Annotated in this window: 14 protein-coding genes and 1 pseudogene; 11 read left to right on the top strand and 4 right to left on the bottom strand. The window is 68.5% G+C overall.

Features of this window, described 5'->3' with window-relative positions; genetic code table 11:
- The first annotated feature begins 159 nt into the window (after positions 1–159).
- The 4 genes from oxyR (at position 160) to AAD027_RS14745 (ending at position 4,250) form a co-directional block, all read left to right on the top strand.
- A complete protein-coding gene (gene oxyR, locus AAD027_RS14760) occupies positions 160–1,128 on the top strand; it encodes a DNA-binding transcriptional regulator OxyR (RefSeq protein ID WP_341726788.1) in 969 nt (322 codons plus the stop codon).
- A 113-nt stretch (positions 1,129–1,241) separates the two neighbouring features.
- The gene (rnk, locus tag AAD027_RS14755; protein WP_341726787.1) at positions 1,242–1,643 is read left to right on the top strand and encodes a nucleoside diphosphate kinase regulator; all 402 of its coding nucleotides are present in this window, start codon (positions 1,242–1,244) and stop codon (positions 1,641–1,643) included.
- Between the two features lie 965 nt (positions 1,644–2,608).
- Positions 2,609–3,586, top strand: coding sequence for a transaldolase (locus AAD027_RS14750; protein ID WP_341726786.1), 978 nt, complete (start codon positions 2,609–2,611; stop codon positions 3,584–3,586).
- Positions 3,587–3,608: 22 nt separating this feature from the next.
- Positions 3,609–4,250 carry a hypothetical protein gene (locus AAD027_RS14745; protein ID WP_341726785.1) on the top strand — a complete coding sequence of 214 codons (642 nt, stop codon included), beginning with the start codon at positions 3,609–3,611 and terminating at the stop codon, positions 4,248–4,250.
- A gap of 119 nt (positions 4,251–4,369) precedes the next feature.
- On the opposite strand, the gene msrA is transcribed toward AAD027_RS14745, so the two are convergent.
- Both msrA and AAD027_RS14735 read right to left on the bottom strand, forming a co-directional pair.
- Positions 4,370–5,044 (bottom strand): peptide-methionine (S)-S-oxide reductase MsrA, encoded by a 675-nt coding sequence (msrA, locus tag AAD027_RS14740; RefSeq protein ID WP_341726784.1) that lies wholly within the window; start codon positions 5,042–5,044, stop codon positions 4,370–4,372.
- A gap of 31 nt (positions 5,045–5,075) precedes the next feature.
- On the bottom strand, positions 5,076–5,345 hold the full coding sequence (locus AAD027_RS14735) for a putative signal transducing protein (RefSeq protein ID WP_341726783.1): 270 nt from the start codon (positions 5,343–5,345) through the stop codon (positions 5,076–5,078).
- Between the two features lie 310 nt (positions 5,346–5,655).
- Here AAD027_RS14735 and AAD027_RS14730 point away from each other — a divergent pair, with 310 nt between their 5' ends.
- The 6 genes and pseudogenes from AAD027_RS14730 to AAD027_RS14705 form a co-directional block, all read left to right on the top strand.
- Entirely contained in the window at positions 5,656–7,413 is a 1,758-nt protein-coding gene (locus tag AAD027_RS14730; RefSeq protein ID WP_341726782.1) for a glutamine--tRNA ligase/YqeY domain fusion protein, read from the top strand.
- A 78-nt stretch (positions 7,414–7,491) separates the two neighbouring features.
- A complete protein-coding gene (locus AAD027_RS14725; RefSeq protein ID WP_341726781.1) occupies positions 7,492–7,914 on the top strand; it encodes a hypothetical protein in 423 nt (140 codons plus the stop codon).
- The gene (locus AAD027_RS14720; RefSeq protein ID WP_341726780.1) at positions 7,914–8,474 is read left to right on the top strand and encodes a nucleoside deaminase; all 561 of its coding nucleotides are present in this window, start codon (positions 7,914–7,916) and stop codon (positions 8,472–8,474) included. Before AAD027_RS14725 ends, AAD027_RS14720 begins: the two co-directional genes overlap by 1 nt.
- 90 nt (positions 8,475–8,564) lie before the next feature.
- Positions 8,565–9,608, top strand: a complete 1,044-nt coding sequence (gene rlmM, locus AAD027_RS14715) for a 23S rRNA (cytidine(2498)-2'-O)-methyltransferase RlmM (RefSeq protein ID WP_341726779.1) — start codon at positions 8,565–8,567, stop codon at positions 9,606–9,608.
- A 109-nt stretch (positions 9,609–9,717) separates the two neighbouring features.
- Positions 9,718–10,056, top strand: a complete 339-nt coding sequence (locus tag AAD027_RS14710) for a hypothetical protein (protein ID WP_341726778.1) — start codon at positions 9,718–9,720, stop codon at positions 10,054–10,056.
- A gap of 59 nt (positions 10,057–10,115) precedes the next feature.
- Positions 10,116–10,223, top strand: a pseudogene (locus AAD027_RS14705) (SMP-30/gluconolactonase/LRE family protein); the annotation flags it as partial.
- A 13-nt stretch (positions 10,224–10,236) separates the two neighbouring features.
- On the opposite strand, the gene AAD027_RS14700 reads toward AAD027_RS14705, so the two are convergent.
- Positions 10,237–11,019: an SGNH/GDSL hydrolase family protein gene (locus AAD027_RS14700; RefSeq protein WP_341726777.1), complete on the bottom strand. Its 783-nt coding sequence runs from the start codon at positions 11,017–11,019 to the stop codon at positions 10,237–10,239.
- Between the two features lie 157 nt (positions 11,020–11,176).
- Here AAD027_RS14700 and AAD027_RS14695 point away from each other — a divergent pair, with 157 nt between their 5' ends.
- Positions 11,177–11,899, top strand: coding sequence for a hypothetical protein (locus AAD027_RS14695; RefSeq protein ID WP_341726776.1), 723 nt, complete (start codon positions 11,177–11,179; stop codon positions 11,897–11,899).
- Positions 11,900–11,908: 9 nt separating this feature from the next.
- On the opposite strand, the gene AAD027_RS14690 is transcribed toward AAD027_RS14695, so the two are convergent.
- Positions 11,909–13,045, bottom strand: a complete 1,137-nt coding sequence (locus AAD027_RS14690; RefSeq protein ID WP_341726775.1) for a Gfo/Idh/MocA family protein — start codon at positions 13,043–13,045, stop codon at positions 11,909–11,911.
- Positions 13,046–13,072 lie beyond the last annotated feature (27 nt).

Raw genomic sequence — 13,072 nt, 5'->3', positions numbered from 1 at the left:
GGGGTGGCGGTACGGCGCGTTTTCGGCCGCTGGCCCGCACGGATGTCCGCGGATAGTGCGCGCCATCGCGTCGTCCGCGACCATCCACGCGAATCCGTGGCACATTGCAGGCTGTCCGGCTGAACCGGACGGCCTTCGTACGTCGGGAGGGGTCCCACGATGAACCTGCGCGATCTGAAGTACCTGGTGGCGCTGGCCGACCACAAGCATTTCGGCCGCGCCGCGGCAGCGTGCTACGTCAGCCAGCCCACGCTTTCCACGCAGATCAGAAAGCTGGAAGACGAACTGGGGGTGTCGCTGGTCGAACGCGCGCCGCGCAAGGTGATGCTGACGCCCGCCGGGCGCGATGCGGCCGACCGCGCGCGCCGCATCGTGGCCGAAGTCGAACAGATGAAGGAAGCCGCCCGCCGCAGCCAGGACCCGGAAGCGGGCACGGTGCGCCTGGGCATCTTCCCCACCCTCGGCCCCTACCTGCTGCCGCACGTGGTGCCGCGCCTGCGCGCGCGCTTCCCGCAGCTCGAGCTGCTGCTGGTCGAGGAGAAGAGCGACGTGCTGCTCTCGCGGCTGCGCGAAGGCAAGCTGGACGCCGGCCTGCTGGCGCTGCCGGTGATGGACGACCAGTTGCACACCGAGTTCCTGTTCGAGGAGCCCTTCCTGCTGGCGGTGCCCGAATCGCACCCGCTGGCGCAGCGCGATTCGCTGACGCTGGCCGAACTGTCCGACCAGAAACTGCTGCTGCTCGAGGACGGCCACTGCCTGCGCGAACAGGCGCTCGACATCTGCCGCATCTCGGGCGCCAACGAGAAATCCGAGTTCCGCGCCACCAGCCTGGAAACGCTGCGGCAGATGGTGGCGGCCGACGTGGGCATCACCCTGCTGCCGACGCTGGCGGTGAAACCGCCGGTGGCCCGTTCGGAGAACATCCACCTGCTCGGCTTCAGCGATTCGCACCCCAGCCGGCAGATCGCCATGGTCTGGCGCAAGAGCTCGGCGATGAGCGGATTCCTGGGCGAACTGGCCAAGGTCTTCCGCGAACTGCCGCAGTCCCTGTTCGAGCCCGAGGCGCCCGGCGTCCGGCTGCGATCCGCAGGCAGGACCGCGCCACGTCCCCGCCCGCGCGCGGCTTGAACCGGCTCCGCTTCCCGGCTACGGTAAGCGCGCAAACTGGAATCCGATGGGCGGCGCGGCGACGCGTCGCCCGTTTCCTTTTCTGCGTCCACGAAAACCCACAGGAATCCGTCATGAACAACACCCGCACCAGCGGCCTGCCTCCCTCGCTGACCGTCTCCAGCCGCGACCTGTCCCGGCTGGAAGCCTTGCTCGACACGCCCGCGCTGCGCCGCCACCCCGCCGCGCTGGCGCTGATGGAAGAACTCAACCGCGCCGACGTGCGCGCGCCGGACGAGATGCCGGACAACGTGGTGACGATGCATTCCCGGGTGGAATGCGAGGACGAATTCACCGGCGAGCACCATCGCCTGACCCTGGTGTATCCCCACGAGGCCAACGTCGAGACCGGCCAGGTCTCCGTCCTGGCGCCGGTCGGCAGCGCCCTGCTGGGGCTGTCCATCGGCCAGAGCATCGACTGGCACGCGCCCGGCAACCGCCCGCTGCGCCTGCGCGTGACCGGGATCAGCCAGTAGGGTGCGCCCTGGCGCACCACTGCTCACCGACATGCACGATCCAAGCCACCTCCCACCGGGAGAGGGGTTGGGGAGAGGGGCAAACGAAGCCTGTCTGTGTCTTGCCCCTGTATCGGCGGCAAGTGAATTCACTTCTTGCGTTCATTCACGTTGAACGCAATGTGTTCACTCTTCGGAAGGGTCTGCTTTCGCTTCCGGCATGGCGCGCTCGCCGCGAGGCGTCACTTTCTTTGCTTGTGCAAAGAAAGTAACCAAAGAAAGCACACCCCAGGCGGCACGCCCTGCGCGCTGCGCGCTCCGGGTCCGCAAGCGGGCCGGGAATTTCCGTAAGGCACATCCATGTGCCATACGGAAACGCCGCCCATCCCGGGCGGCGCCCTTCGGGTTTAACCCGGCCCGCTTGCCGCGCCTAAATGGGGGCCCCTGAAAGCAAGAGCACAAGCAGGCTGCCCCAGCATCCGGAAGCCCGCTGTCGGGGCCCCTTTAGGTCCGGCAGTCCCGGCAGGTACAACCCGCAGGGCGGCGCACAAGGATGTGCGCCGTTTTCGTATGGGCCAGGATGGCCCTTACGAAAATTCCTGCCGGGACTGCGCACCCGCCACGCAGTGGCGGGCGGACCGCCGGGGTGTGCTTTCTTTTGCCTACTTTTCTTTGCACAAGCAAAGAAAAGTAGGGCCCCCGCGGCAAGCGGCGCCATGCCCGATGAAAGAAGACCTTTCCGAAGGTAGCCGCCTGGTCGAGCGAAGAGGGATGGTGCGCCAAGGCGCACCCTACGTGCTTGTTCTCGCCATTCCGGTCCACCAAGACAAAGAGACTCCGTTCGCCCCTCTCCCCAACCCCTCTCCCGATGGGAGAGGGGCTCAAAGTCATCCGCGAAACGCTGCAAACCGCCCCGTATGGCGGGAAATCCCGCCCGCACAAGGCATACTTGCGCACTCGATTCCCGCCTGTCCGAGCCCCCACGCATGAACTCCCCCGCTCCCAGCAAACTCCAGCAGCTCCGCGAACTCTCCGTCGTCGTCGCCGACACCGGCGACTACGACGCCATCAAGCGCCTCAAGCCCGTGGACTGCACCACCAATCCCACTCTGGTGAAGAAAGCCCTGGACCTGCCGGTGTACGCCGACCTGATCGAGGAACAACTGGCCTGGGCGCGCGCGCAGGGCGGCGGCGAAGCGTGGGTGAACGAAGTCGTCGATCGCCTGACCATCGGCGTCGGCGCCAGGCTGTCCGGCCTGATCCCCGGCCGCGTCTCCACTGAAGTGGACGCCGACCTGGCCTACGACACCGCCGCCACCGTGGCCAAGGCCCGCAAGTTCGTCGCCATGTACGCCGAACAGGGCATCGGCCGCGAGCGCATCCTGATCAAGGTCGCCTCCACTTGGGAAGGCGTCGAAGCCGCGCGCCAACTGCAAGCCGAAGGCATCGACTGCAACCTGACCCTGATCTTCAACCCCACCCAGGCCATCGCCTGCGCCGAAGCCGGCGCGTTCCTGATCTCGCCGTTCGTGGGCCGCATCCTCGACTGGTACGTCGCCAACGGCCAGACCCCGGCCAGCATCGACGAAGACCCGGGCGTGGTGTTCGTGCGCGGCGTCTACGACGAATTCAAGCGCCGCGGCGCCGCCACCGTGGTGATGGGCGCCTCGTTCCGCTCCACCGCGCAGATCGAGGCCCTGGCCGGTTGCGACCGCCTGACCATATCGCCCGACCTGCTGGAGAAACTGGACCAGGACCACGGCGACCTGCCGCGCAAGCTGGCGCCCCTCGCGGCGCAGCCGGTCACCGCCGCGCCGGTGACCGCGGAAAGCTTCGCCGCCGCCATCGAGGCCGACCCGATGGCGAAGGAAAAGCTGTCCACCGGCATCGAGATCTTCGCCAGGGACCTGGTCGAACTGCGCAAGACCATCGCGCAGAGGCTGGCGGAAACCGCGACGGCCTGACACCGCCATACAGGGGACAAGGATGAGCCTGCGTACGTTGCTGGTGCTGGGCATCCTGGCGTGCATCGCCGGCTGGTGGTTCTCCGACCACCGCAAGGGACCGCAGGCGCCCGCCGCCGCCGGCGACCTGACCCTGGAATGCCCGCTGCCGCCGCGCGTGGCGGCGGGCGATCCGCCCTTGCAGACCGATGCGCCCGGCCAGTTGGCGCCCTTCGCCTTGCGTGCCGCCACGCTGACGCCGCTGGCCGGTTTCAGCGTGGACGCGCGCGTGCTGTCGCGGAAGGATTATGCCAGTGGCCGCGAAGCGGACCTGTCGCCCACCGACCTGGCGCTGGGCTGGCAACGCATGTCCGACGATGACGTGCTCAACGCGCTGGCCATCAGCCAGTCGGGGCGCTGGTACCACTACCGCTGGAGCGACCAGCCACCGTTGCCGCCGGCGGAAATCGTGCGCAGCAGCGCCAACATGCACATGATCCCCGGCACCGACGCGGTGGCGCGCGCGCTTGCCGAAGTGCGCGCCGACCAGCGCGTGCGCATCGACGGCTGGCTGGTCGAAGCCAAGGCCGGCGATGGCTGGCGCTGGCGCAGTTCCACCAGCCGCACCGACAGCGGCGGCGGCGCTTGCGAAGTGGTCTACGTCTGCGCGATCACCCGGCTGTAAGACGTTTCTTGGCGGCTGTGAGACATTTCTTGCTTGTAGGAGCGCCCTTGGGCGCGATGCTTTTCTCCATAAACATCATCGAAGAGCATCGCGCCCAAGGGCGCTCCTACAAAGGTGGTTCAGGCCTCCAGCCCGATCGGGCAGCTGACGCCGGTGCCGCCCAGGCCGCAATAGCCATTCGGATTCTTCGCCAGGTATTGCTGGTGGTAGTCCTCGGCGTAGTAGAACGGCGATGCCGGGTACACGATCTCGGTGGTGATGTCGCCATATCCCGCCGCGCGCAGGCGCTGCTGGAATGCCTCGCGGCTGGCTTCCGCGGCGACCTGCTGCTCCCGCGTGTGGCAGTAGATGCCCGAACGGTACTGGGTGCCGACGTCGTTGCCCTGGCGCATGCCCTGGGTGGGATCGTGGCTCTCCCAGAACACCTGCAGCAACCGGTCGAACGACACCTGCGCCGGGTCGTAGACCACGCGCACGACTTCGTTGTGCCCGGTCATGCCGGAGCACACTTCCTCGTAGGTCGCGTTCGGCGTGCCGCCGCCGGCATAACCCACCGCGGTGGTGAACACGCCCGGCAGCGTCCAGAACGTGCGTTCGGCGCCCCAGAAGCAGCCCAGGCCGAACTCGACCTGCTGGAGGCCGGCGAAGCTTGCCCCGGACCCCGATCCGGGGTCGTCCCGCAGCGGATTCCCGTTGACGAAATGCACGTTGTGCAGCGGCAGCGGCGCATCGCGGCCCGGCAGCATGTCCTCCGCGCGCGGCATGCGCTGCTTGTACGCACCAATACCCAGCATGGCGAACCTCGTTCCGGTTGGGATGCGGCCATCAGGCGGGCAGGATGCCCAGGCCTTCGCCGTCGCCTTCCAAGATGGGGCCGTCGGCCGGGGATTCCAGCCCCAGGGCCTGCACCACATCGCGTGCCTCGGGGAACGCCGTGTCCGGCACGCAGACCCGCAGCACGCCGAACAGCGGCAACTCGCCCATGCCGCCCAGCAGCGATTCGCCGAACACGAACGCGGGCAGGCCCGCATCTTCCAGCGCATGTTTCACCAGATGGGCATCGAACAGGTTGTCGGCCAGGTAGGCAACGCGCATGGGCTTCTCCTTTGCCGGCAGGTTACACCCGCGGCGGTTCGCGGCGACTGGCGCGGCTTTTCCCTATCCGGTACCGATTCAGGCTCCACCGCATCGGCGGCGCGAAGGCGTCGGTGTCACGGCAGCAGGCGGATTTCGTCTGACTCCACCCCCAGTGCCGCAGCGAAAGGAACGAGCAGTCCTTAGTTGCCGATGACCGGGACGGGACGGCCCATGCAGGGTCGGGCGCGCGCGACGGGCGTTCAGGATGGACCAGCCCGGCGGCCGGACCGGCTAAACTTGCGGTTTGCCACGCCAGCCCCTGCCCCCGATGTCCGACGCCGCCTCCGCCCCCGACGCCCTTCCGGAAGACACCACGCCCGAGAAGCGGGACTTCATCCGCCAGATCGTCCGAGACGACCTGGCCAGCGGCAAGCATCGCGCCGTCAAGACCCGGTTCCCGCCCGAGCCCAACGGCTACCTGCACATCGGCCACGCCAAGGCGATCTGCCTGAACTTCGGCATCGCCGGCGAGTTCGGCGGCGTCTGCAACCTGCGCTTCGACGACACCAACCCGGCCAAGGAGGACCCCGAGTACGTCGCCGCCATCCAGGACGACGTGCGCTGGCTGGGTTTCGAATGGAATTCGCTGCGCCACGCCTCGGATTACTTTGAGGTCTACTACCTGGCCGCCGAGAAGCTGATCCGCGACGGCAAGGCCTTCGTCTGCGACCTCAGCGCCGAGGAAGTGCGCCAGTACCGCGGCACCCTGACCGAGCCGGGCCGCAATTCGCCCTGGCGCGACCGCAGCGTCGAGGAGAACCTGGACCTGTTCCGGCGCATGCGCGCGGGCGAGTTCGCGGACGGCGCGCGCACGCTGCGCGCCAGGATCGACATGGCCAGCGGCAACATCAACCTGCGCGACCCGGCGCTGTACCGGATCAAGCATGTCGAACACCAGAACACCGGCGACGCCTGGCCGATCTACCCGATGTACGACTTCGCTCATTCCCTGGGCGATGCGGTGGAAGGCATCACCCATTCGTTGTGCACGCTGGAGTTCGAGGACCACCGCCCGCTGTACGACTGGTGCGTGGACAACGTGGACCTGGGCGGCCATGCGGAACTGCTGCAGCCGCTGCTGGACAAGGGCCTGCCGAAGGAAGCGGCCAAGCCGCGCCAGATCGAATTCTCGCGGCTCAACATCAACTATACGGTGATGAGCAAGCGCAAGCTGATGGCGCTGGTCGGCGAAGGACTGGTGGACGGCTGGGACGATCCGCGCATGCCGACCCTGCAGGGCCTGCGCCGGCGCGGCTACACGCCGGCGGCGATGCGCCTGTTCGCCGAGCGCGTGGGCATCAGCAAGCAGAATTCGCTGATCGACTTCAGCGTGCTGGAAGGCGCGCTGCGCGAGGACCTGGACGCGGCCGCGCCGCGCCGCATGGCGGTGATCGACCCGCTGAAGCTGGTGCTGGCGAACCTGCCGGAAGACCACGAGGAGACGCTGGCGTTCTCCAACCACCCGAAGGACGAGGGTTTCGGCAAGCGCAGCGTGCCGTTCGCGCGCGAACTGTGGATCGAACGCGAGGACTTCGCCGAAGTGCCGCCGAAGGGCTTCAAGCGCCTGATTCCCGGTGGCGAGGTGCGCCTGCGCGGCGCCGGCATCGTGCGCTGCGACGAGGTGATCAGGAACGACGCCGGCGAGATCGTCGAACTGCGCGGCTGGCTGGACCCCGAATCGCGCCCCGGCATGGCCGGCGCCGAGCGCAAGATCAAGGGCACCATCCACTGGGTCAGCGCCAGGCACGCGGTGGAAGCGGAGATCCGCCTCTACGACCGCCTGTTCACCGTGGCCGACCCGGACGACGAATCGGAAGGCAGGACCTACCGCGACCATCTGAACCCGGCATCGCGCCGCATCGTCGCCGGCTACGTCGAACCCGCCGCCGCGGCCGCCGCGCCGGAGCAGTCGTTCCAGTTCGAACGCATCGGCTACTTCGTCGCCGACCGCTACGACCATACCGGGGAGCGCCCGGTGTTCAACCGCAGCGTGACCCTGCGCGACACCTGGACCAGCAAGGGCTGACACGGCGGCTTCACCGCCCGTTGAGGCGGTGCGCCGCAGGCTGTGGGTTCCGCCATCCGGACCGAGAGGGATTTCGCCATGCCACGTTCCAATCCGTTGCTGTCGCTGGTCCTGTCGTGCGCGCTGCTGGTGCTGGCCGCCTGTGCGGCCCCTGCATCTTCGAACGGACCGTCGGAGGCCTTGCCGCCGGCAACATCCGGGACTTCGCCGTCGAAACCGATGAGTTCACCCTATCCGCCGCGCGAAGTCGCCACGCCGGCCAACGTGGATTACAGCTGCCGCAGCAACGCCGACTGCGCCGTGAAGGACGTCGGCAACTGCTGCGGCGCCATGCCGGCCTGCGTCAACAAGGACAGCCCCACCGATCCGCAGGCCGTGCAGGCGCAATGCGCCGCCAGTGGCCGCATGGGCATCTGCGGCTTCGTCGACATCACTGCCTGCCAATGCGTCAGCGGACGCTGCGAACCCGACAATTCCTCCCACCATTTGCCCGTACAGTAATGCTCTACCAACAGATCCACCTGACCCTGCCCGCCTGGACGCACGATGTCGTCGACACGGCGGCCGCGTACGCCAGCGACGACGCCAAGGTCGCGCTCGCCATCGAACTGTCGCGCCGCAACGTGGACGCCGACACCGGCGGCCCGTTCGGCGCGGTGGTGTTCGGCCCGGACCACCGCGTGATCGCCGTCGGCGTCAACCGGGTGATGCCGCACACCTGCTCGCTGGCGCATGCCGAGAACATGGCCTACATGCTGGCCCAGCAGCGCCTGCAGACGCCGCGCCTCAACGAGCGCATCGCGCCGATCGCGCTGGCCACGTCGTCGCAGCCCTGCTGCCAGTGCTACGGCGCCACGGTGTGGGCCGGCATCGACCGGCTGCTGATCGGTGCGCGCGCCGAGGACGTGATGGCACTGACCGAGTTCGACGAAGGCCCGTTGCCCGCCGATTGGGTGGGCGAACTGAACAAGCGCGGCATCGAAGTCGTGCGCGATCTTCGCCGCGACGAAGCGCGTGCCGTATTGAAGCGCTATGGGGAAATGGGCGGCGACAAATATTGAGCCTCCATCCTGCAGAAGGGGCTTTAGCCCCGGCATCTCCTGTACTCTGTCGCGGCTGAAGCCGCTCCTACATCTCACTACATGCCATCCATGACCGGTCTGCTGGCCTACTGCCGCCAGGGCTTCGAGCCCGAGCTCGCCGCGGAGCTGACCGAGCGCGCCTCGCTGCTCGGCTTCGCCGGCCATGCGCGCGCGCAGCGCAACGACGGTTATGTGGTCTTCGCCAGCGACCAGGGCGAAGCGCTGGACCGCGCGCTGCCGTGGCGCGATCTGATCTTCGCGCGGCAGAAGCTGCGGATGCTGGCGGAACTGCGCGCGATCAACCCCAGGGACCGCATCACGCCGATCCTCGACGCCTTGGCCGGCGCCGGCCGCTACGGCGACCTGTGGGTGGAGCACCCGGATTCGGACTCCGCCAAGCCGCTGGCCGGACTCGCCCGCAGCTTCGCCAACGCACTGCGGCCGGCGTTGCGCAAGGCCGGTTTCCTGACCGAGAAGGAGGACGCGCGACTGCCGCGGCTGCACGTGGTGTTCGTGCAGGGCGACCATCTCTTCCTTGCCGCCAGCGTTGCGCACGACAGTTCGCCGTGGCCGCTGGGCATTCCGCGCCTGAAGCTGCTGCCCGATGCGCCCTCGCGCTCGGCGCTGAAACTGGAGGAAGCCTTCCTGGTCCTGCTGGACGCGGACCAGCGCGCGGCATTGCTGAAACCCGGCATGACCGCCGCCGACCTGGGCGCCGCGCCCGGCGGATGGACGTGGGTACTGACCCGCCACCACCTGCGCGTGACCAGCGTCGACAACGGACCGCTGCGCCAGCATGTGCTGGATACCGGGCTGGTGGAGCACCTGCGCGCCGACGGCTTCCACTGGAAGCCTTCGCAGCCGCTGGACTGGATGGTCTGCGACATGGTGGAACAGCCGCGCCGCGTGGCCGAACGCATGGCGCAGTGGTTCAGCGAGGGCTGGTGCCGGCATGCGGTGTTCAACCTCAAGCTGCCGATGAAGAAGCGCTGGGACGAAACCAGGCTGTGCCTGGAACTGTTCGCCGGACAGGCGGGCCGCCCGTTGCAAGTGCATGCGCGCCAGCTCTACCACGACCGCGAAGAGATCACGGTGTTCGCGACACCGCATTGACATCCTTCTTGCTTCTTGTGGGAGCGACGCGAGTCGCGATGAAGCTTTCCCGGGAAAGTCCGTCGCGACTCGCGTCGCTCCCACAATGCAGACCGACACGGAGCACCGCATGGCCGCCACCTGGATCACCATCGCCGCATCGTCCCTGCCCGAGATCATCCGGCTGGCGCGCCCGCTGTTCACCCCCGCGCCGCCGCAGATCGACAACAGCCAACGGTTGCGGCTCGACATCATCGGCGAACAGATCACCGAGCTGCAGAATGCCGCCACCCAGAACGCGGATTCGATCAACAAGCTGGCCACCGACATGCAGAGGACCATCGAGGTGCTGCAGGTAGGGGCGGAGAAACTCGAGCGGCAACTGGTCCGTTCGCACCGGCTGGCCGTCGTGTCCACCACCGTGGCCGTACTCGCGTTCGTGGTGGCGCTGTACGCGCTGGGCCGGTGACGGGGACGACTGGGGATGAGGACAGCGCTGGGCGCGCCGCGGCCATGATGGCGCTCATGCTGGCCTTCGGCGGCGCGGATGGGCGGACGGTCCACATCACCCTGCAGGGCCGGGGCGCCATCGAAGTGTTCCGTGCCGAATATCCCGGGCGCGAAACCGGCCACTGAGCCGGCCTGGCGCCTATTCGCGGACCAGGGCCGCGTCGACCGCTTGCTGCGCCAGCGGCGCCATCGCCTCATAGCCGGCCGGCGTCGGATGCACGCCATCGTCGGCCAGGCGCGCGTCGAGCCCACCCTCGGCATTGGCCATCGCCGTGTGGTAGTCCAGGTACACCGCGCCGGACGCGTGCGCGTACTGCTCGATCCAGCGGTTCAGCGCGCGGATCCTCCCGGCTGGCCGGTAACCCGGCCGCCACGGGTACTCGCTGGCCGGCAACACGGAAGCCAGCACCACGCGGATGCCGTTGGCCTGCGCCAGCTGCGTCATCGAGCGCAGATTGTCTTCGATCATGCCCTGCGTGGCCGGGCCGGTGTTGCCGGCGATGTCGTTGGTGCCGGCGAGGATCACGACCGCCTCCGGATGCAGTGCGATGACGTCCTGCCGGAAGCGCACCAGCATCTGCGCGGTGGTCTGGCCCGAGATGCCGCGGTTCACGTAGGGCTTGCCGGGGAAGAACGCGGTGCCGGGGACGCGGCCCCAGCCGTCGGTGATGGAATCGCCGTAGAACACCACCCGGCCGGGCTCGCGTGGCGGCAGGCGGGCGTTGTCCTCCCGGTAGCGCGCCAGTCCGGGCCAGTCGAGCAGGCGGCGCTGCATGTCCTGGACGCGTTCCGGCGCGAGGGAGGCGGCCGGCGCCACGTAGTCCGGCTCCACCGCGGGCGGTTGCGCCGGCTCCGCGCCATGGGCCAGGACAGGACCCAGCGCCGCCACGGCCACCACCCACACTCCGAACAACGTCTTCATGCCTGGCCTCTTCATCCGCAGGCCGATACCGTACGCCATTGCCGGGGCGCCATGCACGCGGCCAGGCGATGCGGTACGGTCGCCGGTGGCCGGGCCGGACGTCTCAGCTCCTGCAATGCGGAGCCGGCATAGTGCCCCACCTGCCGAGGAGCGCGCCATGAACGCCATCGAACTCAAGGACCCCGCCGCCTTCGGCAACGAGTTCCTGCGCCTGACCCTGCTGCAGGGCTTCCAGTCGCTGACCAAGCGCGACCTGGAACTGCTGATCTTCGTGCTGCTGGAGCGCGATGGCGCGATCGGCCGCGACGAATCCAATTTCACCGTCGCCGGCAAGCTGCGCGTCACCCCCGCCAAGGCCAAGGCGCTGCGCCGCGACGGCTATGCGCGCTGGCGCGCGCTGGTGCCGGAGGAACGCGACGCGGCCCTGCAACGGATCGTGGCCGTGGCGCTGACCGAGGCCAACCTGCGCGCCGGCGCCAAGCACGTCAGCGAACGCAGCCGCAAGGAAGGCTTCCTGGCCATCCGCATCGAGCATCCGGACGATCACCAGCAGTTCGAGCAGGCGATCCTGGACGTGGGCGCGCTGCCGGTCTACGAACGCAACCGCGAAGTGGTCGCGGTGCGCTTCGACACGCTGCTGTCCATCGCCGAGCGCTGGGGCTACCTGCAGCCCGACCCGGCGGCGGTGGCGGGCGAGTTGAAGAAACTGGCGCCCGTCGCCGAGGAAGTGGCCGACCTGCTGAAGAAGGACATCGCCAAGCTGCGCTGGCAGGACGCGCGCAATGCGCTGAACAGCCTGGGCGCGAAGGCCATCGCCAGCACCGCCGAAGGCGGGCTGAAGGGGCTGCTGAGGATCGTGTTCCCCTTCATCCCGGGTTGAGGCGGCGCTTCAGCCGGCGGCGATCTCCACGCGCTTCCTGTCCGCGCGCGCCGAGGCGAAGATCGCGTCGAGCACGCGCATGTCGCGCAGGCCTTCCTCGCCGGGCACGCGCGGCGGCGTGCCCTCCAGGATCGCCAGCGCGTCCTCGTCCATCTGCAAGGCCTGCATCGCCGGCCTGGGGCCGAGCGAGGCATCGAAGCGCCGGCCGTCGCTGGCCTCGCCCTTGATGCCGTCGTAGGTCTGGAAAGGTTCGAGCTGGTACCAGCCATCCTCGCACTCGGCGCGCAGCAGGTTGATATTCATGCCGAAACTGGTGACGCAGTCGGCCACGACACCCTCCGGAAATTCCAGCTGGAAGCGCATGGTCTCGTCCACGCCGCGGAAAATCTCCGGGCGCTGGATCTCCTGCCTGGCGGTGACCGCCAGCGGCTCTCGGCCGGTGGTGTAGCGCGCCGCGTTGAGCGAATAGACGCCCATGTCGTACATCGCACCGCCACCACGGGCGGGATCCAAGCGCCAGGCGTCGCCGGGATTGTTGCGGAATCCGTTGAAACCGGCATCGGCCTTCACCCGCAGCAGGCGGCCGAACGGGCGCGTTTTCGCCAGTTCCCTCCATGCCCGCGTGTTGGGCTCGTGCTGCAGGCGGTAGCCGATGGTCAACTGCACGCGGTTGCGGCGGCACGCGTCGATCATCTCCTGCGCCTCGGCGGCATCCATCGCCATCGGCTTCTCGCACCACACGTGCTTGCCCGCCGCGGCCGCTTCCACGGTGAAGCGCTTGTGCAGGTGGTTGGGCAGGACCACGTAGACCACGTCGATGTCCGGGTTGTCGGCGATGCGCGCGAACCCGTCGTAGTCGTAGACGTTGCGGTCGGGGATGCGGTAGCGGCGCTGCCACTCTTCCGCCTTGGCGGGCGTGCCGGTGACGATGCCGGTCAGGCGGCAATGCCGCGTCGCCTGCAGGGCCGGCGCCAGCAGGTCGCGGCTGTACCCGCCGAGGCCGATCAGGGCCACGCCCAGCGGGCTGCGGCGCTTGCGGCTGCTACTGGCCGCCCAGCCCGGCAGCGCGCCGGCGGCGCCACCGGCGGCAAGCGCCGCCGCAAGCCGGCGGCGGAGGGGATCGATCGGGGACGGAGGAGCGCTCATCGGTCTCACCCTGCGGCGATGTCGGGG

Source organism: Pseudoxanthomonas putridarboris (genome assembly GCF_038321125.1).
Classification (GTDB): domain Bacteria; phylum Pseudomonadota; class Gammaproteobacteria; order Xanthomonadales; family Xanthomonadaceae; genus Pseudoxanthomonas_A; species Pseudoxanthomonas_A putridarboris.
This window is presented reverse-complemented; position numbering and strand designations above follow the sequence as displayed.

Coding starts and splice junctions, on each gene's coding strand:
- AAD027_RS14690 (WP_341726775.1), bottom strand. CDS start 13,045: ATGAGCGCTCCTCCGTCCCCGATCGATCCCCTCCGCCGCCGGCTTGCG.
- AAD027_RS14745 (WP_341726785.1), top strand. CDS start 3,609: ATGAGCCTGCGTACGTTGCTGGTGCTGGGCATCCTGGCGTGCATCGCC.
- msrA (WP_341726784.1), bottom strand. CDS start 5,044: ATGCTGGGTATTGGTGCGTACAAGCAGCGCATGCCGCGCGCGGAGGAC.
- AAD027_RS14750 (WP_341726786.1), top strand. CDS start 2,609: ATGAACTCCCCCGCTCCCAGCAAACTCCAGCAGCTCCGCGAACTCTCC.
- AAD027_RS14695 (WP_341726776.1), top strand. CDS start 11,177: ATGAACGCCATCGAACTCAAGGACCCCGCCGCCTTCGGCAACGAGTTC.
- rlmM (WP_341726779.1), top strand. CDS start 8,565: ATGACCGGTCTGCTGGCCTACTGCCGCCAGGGCTTCGAGCCCGAGCTC.
- rnk (WP_341726787.1), top strand. CDS start 1,242: ATGAACAACACCCGCACCAGCGGCCTGCCTCCCTCGCTGACCGTCTCC.
- AAD027_RS14700 (WP_341726777.1), bottom strand. CDS start 11,019: ATGAAGACGTTGTTCGGAGTGTGGGTGGTGGCCGTGGCGGCGCTGGGT.
- AAD027_RS14725 (WP_341726781.1), top strand. CDS start 7,492: ATGCCACGTTCCAATCCGTTGCTGTCGCTGGTCCTGTCGTGCGCGCTG.
- AAD027_RS14735 (WP_341726783.1), bottom strand. CDS start 5,345: ATGCGCGTTGCCTACCTGGCCGACAACCTGTTCGATGCCCATCTGGTG.
- AAD027_RS14730 (WP_341726782.1), top strand. CDS start 5,656: ATGTCCGACGCCGCCTCCGCCCCCGACGCCCTTCCGGAAGACACCACG.
- oxyR (WP_341726788.1), top strand. CDS start 160: ATGAACCTGCGCGATCTGAAGTACCTGGTGGCGCTGGCCGACCACAAG.
- AAD027_RS14720 (WP_341726780.1), top strand. CDS start 7,914: ATGCTCTACCAACAGATCCACCTGACCCTGCCCGCCTGGACGCACGAT.
- AAD027_RS14710 (WP_341726778.1), top strand. CDS start 9,718: ATGGCCGCCACCTGGATCACCATCGCCGCATCGTCCCTGCCCGAGATC.